The 15,463-nt window shown below is 43.7% G+C and carries 16 protein-coding genes; 11 read left to right on the top strand and 5 right to left on the bottom strand.

Features of this window, described 5'->3' with window-relative positions:
• Position 1 precedes the first annotated feature (1 nt).
• Together WAO38_RS06670 and WAO38_RS06665 are read right to left on the bottom strand one after the other, a co-directional pair.
• On the bottom strand, positions 2 to 832 hold the full coding sequence (locus tag WAO38_RS06670; protein ID WP_422235544.1) for an SIR2 family protein: 831 nt from the start codon (positions 830 to 832) through the stop codon (positions 2 to 4).
• A 325-nt stretch (positions 833 to 1,157) separates the two neighbouring features.
• The gene (locus WAO38_RS06665; protein ID WP_422235542.1) at positions 1,158 to 1,676 is read right to left on the bottom strand and encodes a hypothetical protein; all 519 of its coding nucleotides are present in this window, start codon (positions 1,674 to 1,676) and stop codon (positions 1,158 to 1,160) included.
• Between the two features lie 121 nt (positions 1,677 to 1,797).
• Here WAO38_RS06665 and WAO38_RS06660 point away from each other — a divergent pair, with 121 nt between their 5' ends.
• Positions 1,798 to 2,406 carry a DedA family protein gene (locus WAO38_RS06660; protein ID WP_422235541.1) on the top strand — a complete coding sequence of 203 codons (609 nt, stop codon included), beginning with the start codon at positions 1,798 to 1,800 and terminating at the stop codon, positions 2,404 to 2,406.
• A gap of 4 nt (positions 2,407 to 2,410) precedes the next feature.
• Here the strand turns inward: WAO38_RS06660 and WAO38_RS06655 are convergent, their stop codons facing one another.
• Positions 2,411 to 2,851, bottom strand: a complete 441-nt coding sequence (locus WAO38_RS06655; protein ID WP_422235539.1) for a hypothetical protein — start codon at positions 2,849 to 2,851, stop codon at positions 2,411 to 2,413.
• A 152-nt stretch (positions 2,852 to 3,003) separates the two neighbouring features.
• Here WAO38_RS06655 and WAO38_RS06650 point away from each other — a divergent pair, with 152 nt between their 5' ends.
• From WAO38_RS06650 to WAO38_RS06610, 9 genes are all read left to right on the top strand, one after another.
• Positions 3,004 to 5,793, top strand: a complete 2,790-nt coding sequence (locus tag WAO38_RS06650; protein WP_422235537.1) for an EAL domain-containing protein — start codon at positions 3,004 to 3,006, stop codon at positions 5,791 to 5,793.
• 159 nt (positions 5,794 to 5,952) lie between these two features.
• Entirely contained in the window at positions 5,953 to 7,956 is a 2,004-nt protein-coding gene (locus WAO38_RS06645) for an EAL domain-containing protein (RefSeq protein ID WP_422235535.1), read from the top strand.
• Between the two features lie 286 nt (positions 7,957 to 8,242).
• Entirely contained in the window at positions 8,243 to 9,658 is a 1,416-nt protein-coding gene (gene nifB / locus WAO38_RS06640; protein WP_422235533.1) for a nitrogenase cofactor biosynthesis protein NifB, read from the top strand.
• Positions 9,659 to 9,749: 91 nt separating this feature from the next.
• Positions 9,750 to 10,865: a homocitrate synthase gene (gene nifV, locus WAO38_RS06635; RefSeq protein WP_422235531.1), complete on the top strand. Its 1,116-nt coding sequence runs from the start codon at positions 9,750 to 9,752 to the stop codon at positions 10,863 to 10,865.
• Entirely contained in the window at positions 10,856 to 11,683 is an 828-nt protein-coding gene (locus WAO38_RS06630) for a GNAT family N-acetyltransferase (RefSeq protein ID WP_422235529.1), read from the top strand. The genes nifV and WAO38_RS06630 overlap by 10 nt, the downstream gene beginning before the upstream one ends.
• A gap of 10 nt (positions 11,684 to 11,693) precedes the next feature.
• Positions 11,694 to 11,918, top strand: a complete 225-nt coding sequence (locus tag WAO38_RS06625) for a FeoA family protein (protein ID WP_422235527.1) — start codon at positions 11,694 to 11,696, stop codon at positions 11,916 to 11,918.
• A 21-nt stretch (positions 11,919 to 11,939) separates the two neighbouring features.
• On the top strand, positions 11,940 to 12,137 hold the full coding sequence (locus WAO38_RS06620; RefSeq protein ID WP_422235525.1) for a CCE_0567 family metalloprotein: 198 nt from the start codon (positions 11,940 to 11,942) through the stop codon (positions 12,135 to 12,137).
• Positions 12,138 to 12,149: 12 nt separating this feature from the next.
• On the top strand, positions 12,150 to 12,428 hold the full coding sequence (locus tag WAO38_RS06615) for a hypothetical protein (RefSeq protein WP_422235523.1): 279 nt from the start codon (positions 12,150 to 12,152) through the stop codon (positions 12,426 to 12,428).
• On the top strand, positions 12,418 to 12,870 hold the full coding sequence (locus tag WAO38_RS06610; RefSeq protein ID WP_422235521.1) for a GNAT family N-acetyltransferase: 453 nt from the start codon (positions 12,418 to 12,420) through the stop codon (positions 12,868 to 12,870). Before WAO38_RS06615 ends, WAO38_RS06610 begins: the two co-directional genes overlap by 11 nt.
• 9 nt (positions 12,871 to 12,879) lie before the next feature.
• On the opposite strand, the gene WAO38_RS06605 is transcribed toward WAO38_RS06610, so the two are convergent.
• Positions 12,880 to 14,445: a sensor domain-containing diguanylate cyclase gene (locus WAO38_RS06605; RefSeq protein WP_422235519.1), complete on the bottom strand. Its 1,566-nt coding sequence runs from the start codon at positions 14,443 to 14,445 to the stop codon at positions 12,880 to 12,882.
• A 131-nt stretch (positions 14,446 to 14,576) separates the two neighbouring features.
• Positions 14,577 to 15,143, bottom strand: a complete 567-nt coding sequence (locus WAO38_RS06600; protein WP_422235518.1) for a CZB domain-containing protein — start codon at positions 15,141 to 15,143, stop codon at positions 14,577 to 14,579.
• A gap of 232 nt (positions 15,144 to 15,375) precedes the next feature.
• On the opposite strand from WAO38_RS06600, the gene WAO38_RS06595 reads away from it, so the two are divergent.
• Positions 15,376 to 15,463: hypothetical protein (locus WAO38_RS06595; RefSeq protein ID WP_366141107.1), on the top strand; the 88-nt coding region annotated here is incomplete at its 3' end.

Genomic DNA, 15,463 nt, shown 5'->3' with positions numbered 1-15,463 from the left:
CTTAGACAAATGCTTTGATAAATTCAGAAAGTGACATCGGAATCACTTCGATATTATGTTTTTCGACAAACTTTTTCTCTTTTTTCCCCAACTCTTTGTCGGTAACGACATAGCCGCCTTCCAAATCAAGACTTAGTTCGTTGGCGACCATCCGATCGGTATCATGCCCGAAAGATGTCCCCAAAAAGAGGTATTTTTTAGCTTTACGATACGTTTTGAGCACTTTCGGGAGAGCAAATCCGCCCATCGCCTCGGTGAGCCAATCGACGTAATCGGCATCGGAGATGACGAATGTCGGATTCGGGAGCGGCGATCCCATCGGTTTAAAGAGGATCTTTTCGGCATTGTCGAGGACTTCATCCTCTACGAGAAAATATTTTTGGTTTTCGACATCATATTCGTACACTTCATAACGGTTCAAATGACCCATAATCCGTGATTTTCCGATAATCAGACAGTGCGGTGTAAAGGCTAATAGTTCTTGAAATTTGGTATCGCGATTCGTATCGACGATATAACGCGGCATCATGTCAACAATCGCTTTGTGAAGCGGTGTCGGATCGAAAGGTTTGGTATAGATATGGTTGATGAGCTGTGTCATATACTCGACACCCCGACGCTGTTCCAAATGCATTGCGGCACGGGAATATTCAAACATCAGACGCGGAGTCATTGCCCGACCGTTGTTCATCGCAAGAATCAGCGAATCACTGTCGTACGGTACCACTTCTCCCTCTTTGGTCGTAATCCCTTCAAATACCCCCAACCCGAAGTAGGGGATAGTCGTCTGGTTGCGCAACTCTTTTTTAATTGTCTCTATCATTGTTTCCATCGTGATCCCTTTTGGAACTTTTGCTAGAAGATTGCATTTTGCGTTCTTGAATAAAATAGGAGAAAAATTATCTTATTTTGTATGATTTTGGCACGAGTGAAGAAAAATGGGACAAAAATGTTTAAGAAAACGCTCAATCATCTCCAATATTGATGAAGGCTGAGGGCTACGATATTGTCGTAATTGTGTTAAGAAAGGTAGAGGTATTCGAGTCCTTTCTCACGTGTGAAGAAAAAAAGTCTTATTCGTTATCATAATAATATGTCAGGACGGAAAATATGGTGTAATCTATTTTTAAAGAGAGGAGAGGGATGAACGGATAAACTTATCCGTGACACCCTTTTCCGGTATAGCAGTTGTTTGCAGCGGCGATTTTGACCACAATTTTATCGATATTGAACGGTTCATCGAGGCTATTAGGGATTTCATTGTAAAAAACAGCTCCGTCTTTGGAAATAACAAAAAGCGCTTTCGTCAATTCGCCGCCGAGTTCTCCCGGCGCGAGGCGAATCCCGTAGTAATCTCCGAACATTTCATCGGTATCGATTCCGACAAGCCATTCCTCAGAGTTTGGGATATCGGTTTTTGTATTTGCGGTAACGAGGGCTTTGGTGATACCGCCCAGTGCGTTGAGAGAGAGGAGGGAATCGATCTCTTTCATCTGGGCAAGGAGCGTATCATCGATGAACGGAGCCGAGATGACAAGCTGGGTAAAACCGTTTTGCCCTCCGATAGTAAAAGTTTCGTCGGAATAGTTTTTGAGGGCTACTTTTTCGGAAGCATAGCCGATATCGAGCGGCATATCTTCGAGGTGTAGGGTGGATGTATTGTAGTTGATCTTCAAAACGGACTCCTGTGATGGACTATCGATTAGTGAAATGCATATAATGTTCTTGCAGTTACTGAGAAAATCGTAATCAATTGTGATAGGATTTCATAAATTTTTTCGATATGGGTTGATAATAATGGGTGATATGATTACTTGGATTGTAGAGACGGTTGCGGCATTGGGGTATGCCGGCATTTTTATCATGATGTTTTTGGAGAGCAGCTTTTTCCCGTTTCCCAGCGAAGTGGTGATGATTCCTGCCGGATATTTAGCTTCCAAAGGGGAGATGAATCTCTATGGCGCTATTTTATCGGGCATTGCGGGAAGTCTGAGCGGGGCATTGTTTAATTATTACTTGGCACTCAAACTCGGGCGGGAATTTATTTTGAAATACGGTAAATATGTCCTTTTTCGGGAAGAGAGCCTCCAAAAAATGGACGATTTTTTCGCCAAACACGGACATATTTCAACCTTTAGCGGCCGTTTGATCCCTGCCGTGCGCCAATATATTTCCTTACCTGCAGGACTGGCACGGATGGATATTGTGGCGTTTAGTGTCTATACGGCATTAGGTGCCGGAATATGGGTGATTATTCTGGCCGTTTTGGGGTATGTGATCGGCGGAAATCAGGCATTGCTGGAAGAGTATCTGCATACGATCGTTATCGCTTTGGTGATAAGTGTCCTTTTGCTGATTACGATTTATGTGCGATTAAAAGTCAAAAAAGAGATTATTTCACAGTAGCCGATTATGCGGGGTGAATGTACCGCAGGTGCTCGGCGATTTCGGTGCCGATGAGAAAATGGTTGATCGCTTCTTCGGCGGTTTTGACAAATGGGGGGACTTTATGGATCTTAATCCCCACGTTGCGCATGGTGTAGAGCGTATTGAGACAGTATTGATCGACGAGCAGATAATCGCATTTCCCGAGGACTTCGAGGAGGGCATAATGCTCACTGATATGGTGAGGATCTTGTGCTATATCTCCCTCACATGAACAAGATTTCATTTTGGGATCACGGACCATTTCCCCTGCATGTTTTTCCCAGGGGTTCAGGCGGGTGTCGATATAGCGGTAGCGGATATCTTTACGGTTACCGGATACCTCATAGAGGGCGAACATGGTGGCCGAACAGGGATTGTAGTGGTATACACGCATCATCGCATCCATCGGTATCGCTACAATCATACAGGCTCCTTTTCGTAATTTAATCGAAATGCAAGTTCTGTTCATAGATATCCGTCAGACGCATATAGAATCTTTATTGCATGAAATATTCATAGATTTAAGGTTCACTCACTAAAATAAGTCAATATAAAGATTTTTGAGCCGGAGTTTCGATGCAGTTGATCACCCACCGATATGATACGGTCGAGAATCTTCAGATATGTGTGGAGAGTATTCTGCCGCACAAAGGTACCGTTTTTATCCAGCTTTTCAGCGGTGTCATGGATAAATCAACGATCCAGCCGATTCTTGACGTTCTTGTATCAAAGCTTCCTGATGCTCTCTTGATCGGTGCAACGACTGCCGGAGAGATTATGGACGGGACGATGAGTTCCGGCCAGATCATTCTCTCTTTCTCTTTATTTGACGCTACTCTCATCAAAACCTATTATTATCCCCATTCCGATTATCCGCAGGGGCTGTGTGCGGCCCAAGAGGTCATTACCGATCGCACAAAAGCCTGTATCATATTCAGTGAAGGACTTAAAAGCGATTCGGAGTCATTTTTGGACGGATTCAGCTCTGTCAATAATGATGTTGTTATCGCCGGGGGAAATGCCGGAGATGATCTGACCTTTACCCGTACCTATGTTTTTAAAGATAACACGATATACGATGAGGGAGTCGTTATCGCGGTACTTGACAGCGATGTGTTAAAGATTCACCGCAATTATTCGCTCAATTGGACGATGATCGGCAAAGATATGACGATCACGCGTGCAGATAAAAATGTTATCTATGAGATTGACGGCAGAGAGATACGGGAATTGTATTCTCACTATTTGGGAGAGGAAACCATTACTGAGATTCCTGCCAGCGCGATTGAATTTCCGTTGATAAAGGTCGAAGACGGTGTAGAGATCGCCAGATCGATGATTGGACAAACCGATGATGGCGGATTTGTGTATGCCGGACATTTCCATAACGGAGAAAAAGTCCGTTTTGCGATCGGAAACATCGAAGAGATTCTTGACCGTGCTGTCGATATGTCTGAATCCGTTGCCGCGTATCCTGTCGAAGCGACTTATATTTACTCTTGTTCGGTCCGAAAGCTTTTTTTAAAAGAACAGCTTAATTATGAGTTCGGATTGCTCAATGAGGTCGCCCCTACGGCAGGTTTTTTTACGTACGGCGAGTTTTATCACTCAAATTCCGGCAATCAGCTGCTCAACATTACGACGACGACCCTGTCGTTGAGCGAGTCTGAAAAGCATCCCTTGCCTCAAAAGAGTGAATCACCCCATCGCAATCATCATACGATGCTCAAAGCACTCACCCATTTGGTGGATGAGACACAGCATGAACTGAATGATTACATCAAGATACTTGATCAATACAAAATGGTGCTTGACCAAAGTTCCATTGTCTCGAAAACCGATGCAAATGGGGTCATAACGTATGTCAATGATGTTTTTTGCGAAATATCGGGGTATTCGCGTGAAGAGCTGATTGGGCAAAACCATAATATGGTTCGCCATCCCGATACCGATCCTGAGATATTTGCCGATCTTTGGAGAACGATCAAGGGAGGAAATGTCTGGAAAGAGACATTTCGCAACCTTTCCAAAACGGGGAAAGAATATTACGTTAAAACGGTTATTGCCCCGATATTCGACGATAGCGGAAAAGTTGTAGAGTTTATCGCGGCACGTGTCGATGTGACGGAGCTGATTAACAAAGACCTTATTATCCAGCGTCAGCTGATCGACCCTCTCAGCGGGTTAAAAAACCGGACGGCGCTGTTAACCGATTTGGAAACCGGATCAGCTGAAATCACTTTAATATTGCTTAATATTGATAGATTTTCAACGATAAACGACTATTTCGGCTATTCCATCGGGGATGAATTGCTCAAAGCATTTGCCAGACGGCTGGAAATAACGGTAGAGCATGAGTTTCTTTACCGTATCAGCGGTGATGAGTTTGCCATTATCTGCATTGACCGGCCGTTTGATGATATCCTGAGAGATTATGTCGTCGAACACATCAACAAACTTGAAAATTTTAAATACCAAATCGGAGGGCATGAACTCTCAGTGAGTGTCTCCGGCGGAATCGCCCATGCAACGTATTCGGACGTTTATAATCTTGCACATATGGCACTGAAAGAGGCCAAAGAACAGCGGGCGAAATTGATTTTTTTCAATGACAACACTGCGTTGACGGAAAAAACACGCAACAATATCTGGATGATCAATAAAATAAAATCGGCGATTGAAGAGGACCGGATCGTTCCGTTTTTTCAGGGAATCGTTGATAATCAAACCCGCAAGATCGTTAAGTATGAATCTCTTATCCGTCTCATCGAGACGGACGGTACCGTGTTGAGTCCTTATTGGTTTTTGGAACATGCCAAAAAATCAAAACTCTATGATAAATTAACCCGTATTATGATCGCCAAAACCTTTGCGGTATTTGAAAATCTTGACTATGAATTTTCGCTGAACTTGACATTGGCGGATATTATGTCGGATGAAACACGAGCGTTTTTGTATCGTATGCTTGAAACTTCAGCAGCATCGAACCGAGCGGTTTTTGAAATTGTTGAATCGGAGGGGATCGAAAGTTTCGAAGAAGTTACCGATTTCATCAAGACGGTAAAACAATACGGCTGTAAAATAGCGATTGACGATTTCGGTACGGGCTATTCCAATTTCAATTATTTGAGCAAACTGGATGTTGATTTCATTAAAATTGACGGTTCTTTGATTAAAAATATCAACGTTGATGAGGATCATCTTTTTACGGTTGAGAGTATTCTCTTTTTTGCCCGAAAAAAAGGGATACAGACTATCGCTGAATTTGTCGAAGATGAAGCGATTTTTGATCGTCTTTTAGATCTTGGCGTCCACTATTCTCAAGGCTACCTCTTTTCGATCCCTGCGGCGGACATTCAGCGCTGAGAGCATTGATTTTTCCATTGCCTGTCGCATCGCGGCAAAGCCTCTTTTTTCCCGTTTTTTGAATATTTTTAGAGTTTAACGAATCGGTAAATGTTAGTTATAATATTTCAGTATTAATTTTATTTTATCAACTTGACTGAGGAATAATTATCTATGTATATGGACAACTTAATTAAACTTATTTTTACCCATACACCGGATATGCTGTGGGCAAAAGACCTCACGGGAAAATATATCTTTGCCAATAAAGCTATTTGCGAAAATCTTTTGATGGCGACGGATACTGAAGAGCCTATCGGTAAAACAGACGTCTTTTTTGCACAGCGCGAACGGGCAAAACATCCTGAAAACGCTCAATGGCATACCTTCGGGGAACTCTGTTTCGACTCTGATAAGGAGACCTTGAAATCGATGAAGACGATGCGCTTTGAAGAGTATGGAAACATTCGAGGTGAACTGATTTATTTAGAAGTTCACAAAGCCCCTTTTTTCGATAATGACGGAAACCTTTTGGGTGTGATCGGCAGCGGCCGCGATATAACGATGCAAAAAAAACTCGAACGCGACCTGCAAATTACGAACCATTTAATCGAAAGCGGCCCGGTCGTTGTCTTCGAATGGAGTGGAGAAGAGGGATGGCCGATCAACTTTGTTTCGACGAATGTCGAAAATGTACTGGGGCTGAGCTATGATAAACTGATCAACCGTTCCGCGAAGTTTGCAGACTTTGTCCATCCCGAAGATATTCCTAACGTAGAGCAGGAAGTCAAAAAATATCTGGAAGAATCGGCGACGAAGTTTGTGCAGGAATATCGGCTGATTAAAGAAGATGGCGAAGTCATCTGGATTAAAGACTATACGATTGTTGAATATGATGAAGAAAACTCATCCACGATCATCAAGGGATATATTTTTGATAATACTACGCAAAAAATAGCAGATGACAGAGTCCAATATCTGTATTATCATGATCAGCTTACGGAACTTCCGAATCGGCAAAAACTTATTTTGGATATTGAAAATCACCCTCCCAAAGCATGTGCTATTTTTAATATCGACAGTTTTCGGGAAATCAACGATTTTTTCGGCATTGCCATCGGTGATAAGATTCTGATAGATTTGGCACTGGAAGCAAAAAAAATGGAAATTAACGTCTACCGGATCGGCGGAGATGAATTTGCCGTTTTGTTTTATGAAGATTATACGCAGCATACATTGGAAGAGAAGATTACACAAATGCTTCTTCAGCTGCACGATATGACATTTATGGTGTCCGGAGAGATTATCAACGTCCATATGAATGTCGGGGCGGCATTAGGCTCTGAAAAGATCCTGACACGGGCGGATATCGCACTGCATAAAGCCAAGGAAAATAAACTCGCCATCGGAATTTATAAAGAGAAAGAGAATATTGAGGAGATTTATAAAAAGAACATCAATATGGCGGCAGCGCTTCATAAAGCATTGATTGAGGGACGGGTGGTCTGTTATTATCAGCCGATTGTCGATATTGCGACGCATAAGACGGTGAAATACGAAGTGCTGGTGAGAATGATCGATGATCAGGGAAATATTATACTTCCGCTCGAATTCCTGCATATTGCCAAAAAAACAAAACTTTATTCCAAAATTACCCATGAAGTTGTTCATCAAGCATGCCGGTATTTTGCAACAAGAAGTGAAGAATTTTCGATAAACCTTTCGATTGACGATATCAACGACCCATACACTGTTCAGGAAATTATTACCAAGATTATTGATACGGGTACTGCTGATCGGGTCGTGTTTGAAATCCTGGAAACGGAAGGGATTGAAAATTATGCTTCCGTTTCCAGATTTATAAAACAGGTCAAAGCACTTGGAGCAAAGATAGCCATCGATGATTTCGGGACAGGATATTCAAATTTTGAACATATTCTGCAGCTAAATGTCGATTACATTAAAATCGACGGTTCCCTTATCCGAACGATCAATGAAAACAGCCGCCACCGTCTGATTGTTGAGACGATAGTCGAATTTTCCAAAAAAATCGGTGCGAAGACGATAGCAGAATTTGTTACGGACGAAAAAGTTTATGAGGTAGTAAAAGAGCTTGGAATCGATTATTCGCAAGGCTATTTTACCGGTAAACCTGAGCCGAAACAGGGTATTGCTTCCACATAACGGCACGATGATTTGTAACTCATCAGTCCCTGATGAGTACAGGTTTGCAAACCAAATCAAGGCTGCCCCACTTCTCTCTCGCCGGCAGACATTCATCACTGACCCTTACATTATTTTTCTCCACGTACATCGTCATCGTGACAAAAACGTCTTCTTTTGTCTCAAACTCCACCGTTCACCTGCTACAAACTACTAGAACACCTTTTGCACAATCCTTTAACAAGAATGGTTGGTGCTAGATGAGGCAAGATCATTAAAAGTCTAACATTGAATTAAAGGAGATACTATGAGCTGTTCATCTACCGGAACTGAAGCTTTTATGCCTGATGACATCAAGGAAAAGATCCATAATCATCCATGCTACTCAGAGGGCGCACACCACCACTATGCCCGTATTCACGTCGCGGTTGCCCCGGCGTGCAATATCCAATGCAATTACTGTAACCGCAAATACGACTGTTCGAATGAAAGTCGTCCGGGGGTAACGTCGGAACGACTGACTCCTGAAGAAGCGGCGAAAAAAGTCCTTCTCGTCGGCGGCGAAGTACAACGTATGAGTGTACTCGGTATTGCCGGTCCAGGCGATGCGTTAGCTAATCCGAAGAAAACATTTGAAACTTTCGGAATGGTTCGCGAATTCGCACCCGATCTTAAACTCTGTCTCTCAACGAACGGTTTGGAATTGCCGAACTATATCGACGAGATGGTTGATTATAACATCGATCACATTACCGTCACGATCAACAGTGTCGATGAGACCGGTGAGATCGGAAGTAAAATCTATCCGTGGATTTTCCATAATAACAAGCGTATTTATGGAAAAGAGGCGGCACAAATCCTCCTTGAGAACCAGCTCGAAGGGATGAAGAAATGTGTTGAGAAAGGGATTCTGATCAAAGCAAACTCGGTTTTGATCCCGGGTATCAATGATAAACATCTCCCTGAAGTTTCCAAAAAACTCAAAGAGATCGGCGTTTTCTTGCATAACATTATGCCAATTCTCTCTGAACCGGAATTCGGGACTAAATTTGCCCTTGACGGTGTACCGAGTGCAACCGATCAGGAACAAATGGCGGTTCAGGAAGCCTGCGGAATGGACATGAAATTAATGCAGCACTGCCGTCAATGCCGCGCGGATGCCGTCGGGCTTATCGGTGAAGACCGTGGGGCTGAATTTACGAAAGATACGTTTGCCGGTCTTAGTTTTGATGAGCTTCAAATCAAATACGATCTCGAAGCACGTCAAGCAGCGCAAGCGAAAATCGAAGAGTTCCGATTCTTCCTCGATCAGGCGAATGACCGTGTACGCAAAGAGAAAGAAGAACTCAGTTCTAATGGTGTAACGATCCTTGTTGCCGTAACGACAGCGGGTGAGGGGATGATTAACCAACACTTCGGAAGCGTTAAAGAATTTTTGATTTACGAGGCAGGAGACAAAGGTATCCGTTTCATTCACCATCGTAAAGTCGAAGCGGAATATTGTGCAGGACCGGATGGTACAAATCCGCTGGCTCCGATCTTAGAGAAACTCAAAGATGTACAATTGATCCTTACGGCTAAAATCGGCGGATGTCCTCAAGATGATCTTAAAGCTGCCGGAATTATCGCCGATCAAAGTTATGCTTATGAGCCGATCGAGATTTCAGTACTCAAAGCATCACGTAAATATTTCGGTATGGATGAAAACGCAGAAGTGAACTAGTTGATTTGCCGCGACTTGAGCAAAGCCCAAGTCGCTTTCGCTCGCCGCTAAGGCACTGAAGCTAGCCCTATTTGGGCAGAAAGGGAAAATCGTGGCTCTTATAAACGACACCACATTACGCGACGGGGAACAAGCTCCCTATGTCGCGTTCAATACGGAAGAAAAGCTTCATATCGCAACAATGCTTGACGCATGCGGTGCGGATGAACTCGAAATCGGTATTGCCGCAATGGGTGTCAAAGAGCGCGAGGACATAAAAGAACTTTTGGCACTGGGGCTGAAGGCTCGCATGATGACGTGGAACCGAATGAAAATGGAAGATCTGGATGCTTCTTTATCGTGCGGTATCAAAGCGGTTGACCTTTCTATCCCTATTTCGGATATTCTGATCGACGTGAAATTCGGCGGAAGCAAAGCTAAAGTCCTCAGTGAACTCGAACGTGTTGTTACAGCCGCTTCGCGAGAAGGGTTGTTCGTATGCATCGGCGGAGAAGACAGCTCCCGAGGGAGTCATGAATTTATCCGTGATGTAATGGAACTTGCCCGTGAATGCGGAGCGGAGCGATTTCGCTACTGCGATACGATCGGTGTTATGAAACCGACCCAAACCTATACGACCATAAAATCCTTGTGTGACTTAAATCTCCTCCCGATTGAAATGCACACACACAACGATTTTGGACTTGCCAATGCGAATGCCCTCAGCGGTATAGACGCAGGGGCAGTCAGTATGAACACAACCGTCATCGGATTAGGAGAACGTGCGGGAAATGCTTCGTTTGAGCAGATTCTCATGGCACTTAAACATCTCTACGGTGAAGCACGTCCCATCGATGCACACCTAATCCGAAATTTGGTACAGAGCGTTGCGGCAGCGGCCAATATCACCCTTTCTCCGAATGCACCTGTTGTGGGTGAAAATATTTTTGCCCACGAGAGCGGCATACACGCGAGCGGGATGATGAAAGATTCTCACGCGTATGAGCCTTATGAAGCCGGGGAAGTTGGGTTGGAGAGTTCCTTCCCGATCGGGAAACACTCAGGAAGTGCGACGATAAGCTATCATTTGGCACGTGCGGGGATAATTGCCGAGAGCACCATACTGCGTGATATGCTCCCTAAGATACGTGAGATCGTCACTTCGCGCAAACGGGTGCTCGACATCAGTGAACTCAAATCGCTTTATCAGGACGCAATATGTATATAGGTTGGCTCAAATATGTGGATGTACCGGAGCTGGTGAAAATCGCGGAAGAGGTGGGTTGGCTGCTCGATGGCTACCATGTCAAACTGATGATGATGCATGCTCCGCATTTATGCTACGGAGCCTATGAAGAGGGTGTGCTGGTAGGTGCTGTGATGGCAATCGAGTTTGAACGTTCTGCCATGATAAAATATTTCATGGTCAAGCCTTCACACCAAAAACAAGGGATCGGACGACGTTTGTTCAACACGCTTTTCGGTGTCTTGAAAGATGAACACCCCTCTTTGTATCTCCATGCAAATCCTCATCTGAAAAGTTTTTTTGAAGAGAGCGGCTTTAAAAGCGTCATGGAAGTAGGGCGATTTTTAAATGTCGGAAAAGTACCGCCGTTTAGTTTTACCAATGCACAGGCGAAGGAACTTGACGGTGGAAATTTCGATGCGACGATCCGTAAAATCGATTTTGAAACTTTTGGGGAAGATCGCATGGGCTTCATGCTTGATGAGATGGAGCGTAACAGCTCATTGAAATTTGCCTTGCCTAATTCCTTTCAGCACTCCAGTGTCATCAATGCACGGGGAGTTTATCTGGGACCGTGGCAATGCCGTCCGGGCTTTGAGGATGAAGCGGAAAAAATGATGCAAGGGGTTCTCTATTTCCGCGGGTTAAAAAAAGTACTTGCGGATGTTCCCTTGGGAAATCTGAGAGCGGTAAAACTTTTTGAGCAATACCATTTCCAGCAAAAAGGGACGTTTTTGCATATGGTATACGGTGAGAACTACAACGTTAAATTCGATAATATCTACGCATTTTCATTGTGAGGAGCCGGTTATGAATCTATTGGAAAGCTGTGTGAATGAAAAATGCAGAGTCGTTTCTATAGATCTTAATGATGATCTAAAACAACACCTCTGTAACATGGGGCTGTGCCCGAATGCTACCGTGTGTGTAAAGCGTTACGGATGGTTTAAAAACAGTGTACAGGTTCAAATCGGTCAACGTCTGATCGCACTGGGAAAAGACCAAGCCCGCAACATTGAAATACGTGTGGCTTAAACTCAATAAAAAGGATGAAATATGTCGGAAATGACTGAAGCGGATCACAAAAAAGAGTTGGCAAAACTTAAACGTTTAGCCGTTGAAATTGCATCGGAAATTCATGATATTGTCGAAGATACCGTTTGGACGAATCATGTTAAAATGCCGGAACTCGCTGAAAAACTTTACACGGCAGTTGAAAAAGCAAACAGCTACAAAGCAGAGCATTCTCTGTAAAAGGAGGCTTTTATGCCTACCAAAGAAGAAATATTAGCCCTTGAAATCTGTGAGTGCGGATGCAAGAGCGTCGCCGATGCGATCAAAATTTTTCAAGAGACCGATCTCCCGTATAAAAAAGCAAAAAAACTTGTCACCGAGTGTGAAAAAAGCTGCTGTCGTGCAGCTCTTCTCAGACTTTTTGACATGACCTATTTCGGAAAATTCGATTATGACGAGATTGAGCGTCTGATACAGCTTCGACATGATAAGCTCGGCGAACTGTTAGAACGGATGAAGAATGGGCGTTGAGATTCATATACGCAATGCCTTTGCTGAAGATATCGGAGATATGGTCGGACTGCTTGGTGAACTTTTTGCGATAGAGGATGATTTTACGATTGATCCGCTAAAGCAGACGCAAGGGCTGGAACTGATGCTTCAAAAACCCGATGCCAAGATTTTGGTTGCGGTTCGCGAAAACCGGGTTGTCGGGATGATTTCGATGCAATCATTGATCTCTACGGCTATCGGAGCGCACGTGGGATTGATCGAAGATATGATCGTGTCTGCTGAGTTCAGAGGCCTGGGGATCGGAAAACGCTTGCTCGCGGCAATGATCGAAGAATCCGAACAGTTGGGATATGAGCGTCTTTCTCTCGGTACCGACAGACGCAATGAATCTGCCGTCTGCTTTTATGAGGGGATAGGATTTAAGATGAGCAATATGGGGCTGATGTACCGTTCTCTCTAAAGGGATCCATTATCCTTTGTAGACGACAACTCTGTTTTTCCCTTCTCTTTTTGCCTGATACATGGAATCATCGGCCTTTTTGACAAAAGATTCGATACTCTCTCTTCCATCATACTTCGCTACGCCGATACTAACGGTAATTTGACCGACATCTTTGAATCTGGAGTGCTCAATCTCTTTTTTAAGCCGTTCTGCCAGGGCTATTGTCCCCTCAAAGGGAGTGTCAATCTGCAGAATGACAAATTCTTCCCCGCCCCAGCGGGCGAACATATCATTGCTTCTGACCATCGTACGGACGATTTCAGAAATCTGAATAAGGACATCATCTCCTGCATTATGACCGAAAGTATCGTTGACTTTTTTGAAATCGTCGATATCAAATAGGATCAGTGCAACGGATATATTGGAATCTTGGGCATGCTCGGTCGCTAATTTGAGCCATCGATTGCATTGCAAACGGTTTGCCGCATTGGTCAGTGTGTCGGTAGAGGCAGCTTTTTCCAATTCATGCTCAAAGATGATTCGCGTGGTGATATCTTTGCCGGTTGAGATAAAACTGGTGAGTTCCTGACGCTTGTTTTTGAGCGGAACGATCGTTTTGAATTCATGGTAAAGTGTTTCGTTTTTTCGTTTATTGGTCAAAACTCCGCGATAGGTTTCCCCTGCGAGGATCGTGCCCCATAGATGTTCGTAAAAAGGAGTCTGATGTTCTCCTGAACGGAGTATGCTGGGTGTATGACCGACGACTTCATGGGCTAAATAGCCTGATTGCTGCTCGAACGCACGATTGACATATTCGATTTTCCCCTCCAGATCGGTGATAACGACGGTGTCACCGCTCTCTTCGAGTGCTTTTGAGAGTCTGAGAAGATGAAAGTCGGTTTGGTGTTTAAACACACGAAGAATCTGGGTGATCGCATAGCCCGCTACCATCGCACAGAGTGCACGGAACAGCTCGACCGGCAAAGAAGTGAACGCTTCAAACGCTTCTCCGTTTACAACGGAGGAGGGGAAAAACGTTCCGGCAGGTACAATGATCCCTGCGAGGATACCATAGAAGAAAAAAGTGCTTGCAAGGACATAGGCACACCGTTTCATGGAATCATATACGGATCCTTGGACGAGGTAAAACGGGTGATAAAAGATATAGGCTGTCATGAAAATGCCGGGAGCGCCGAGGAAGTAGCGAACCAGAATATTGACATTCTCAATCGTGAAATAGTGGAAACCTGCGAGTAAAGCAGCCGATCCTGAAATAATCAGGAGCAGAGTGATCATCGAAAATGTTTTATCCCGGATAACACGTAAGGCAAAATAGAAAAGAACGGCATACGAGAGGCTCATTGTCATTAAACTGCCGAGACTAAACAACGCTTTAGTCTCTTCTCCTCCTATCGACTTGAACATGGCAAGCCATTCGGAGATTCCGTGAAGAATCCCGAATACCCCTAAATATTTCAACTCACGGGTAAATTTGAAAATAGAATTTTCCATCGGGTAATGGAGAATACTAAAGCCAAACAGGAAGAATGCAAGTCCGTAGAAAAAATAGATGTAATCAATAAAATGAAGCATGAACTCTCATTTACTATTAAAGTAGGTATAGGTATTCTTTATACAATTATAGCAGATTAAGAGTTTGACGGGTATTTTCTAAGATACCAAGGAGGACTAGGAACTCTATCCTACCTAAGGAGAGATGCAAATCAGCCTCTCCCTCGCGTCCCATAAAAATAAGCGGTTTCTTCATTGTCGACAGGTTCCGGAATAGGCTGTTGTATCACAACAGAAGAAAGCGATGGTTTTGTCAACTCGGCAACAGTATCAAACTTTTCCAGCGGAAGACTCATGAGCTGACTCTCCAAAATACGCAATTTATGTTTCAGCTTATCCGATAAAACTACAATCTCTTCATAGTAACGCTGCGAGAGTTCGATTTCATGTTCGCTTGCTTTTGATTTGCCTCCGATCAATCCGCCTAAAAGTGACCTCTTCTTACTACTATAATAAATAGGGTAAATTTTCATGTATTTATCGTGCAGTGAGAGAAACAATATTTCAATCTCTTCGAGCACCATTCGGGACGTTCCCAATGAAAAGAGCATCGCCTCATCATAGAACCACTGTCCGAAGAGCGCATCCGTCGGATTGACTTGAATCGAATCTTCGGAAACTTCAATCCCGGAGACCAGCAGTTTAATCGTATTGACCCAGCGGATATGTGATGTCCGGGCTTGATGAAGGTTGTGAATGGATTTTTCTTTGTTGGTCATAGCCGTCCCTTTTTAATAGAAGTGTATCGGCATGGAATAATTTTAGATCAGAACCATAGCTTATTTTTTAATCAAAAGAGATCTAAACAGGTTGTCGCACCCCCTGCAAGAGTTATTCCTACAAATTTGTAACCAAAATGCTATTTTGTCGCTCTCTTGGAGTAAATGTCGTAAAAAACCATAGAACGACGCATGCATCAACCTAAGTGAAGTTCAAAAATAAGGGGATAACATGGCTGGAGCAGCTAGCTTGCGACAAATCGCGTTCTACGGAAAAGGTGGGATCGGTAAATCTACTACATCTCAAAATACATTGGCAG

It is taken from the genome of Sulfuricurvum sp. (genome assembly GCF_049277495.1).
Lineage (GTDB): Bacteria > Campylobacterota > Campylobacteria > Campylobacterales > Sulfurimonadaceae > Sulfuricurvum.
Note: the sequence above shows the minus strand (reverse complement) of the source record. Positions and strands in the feature narration are given on the sequence as shown.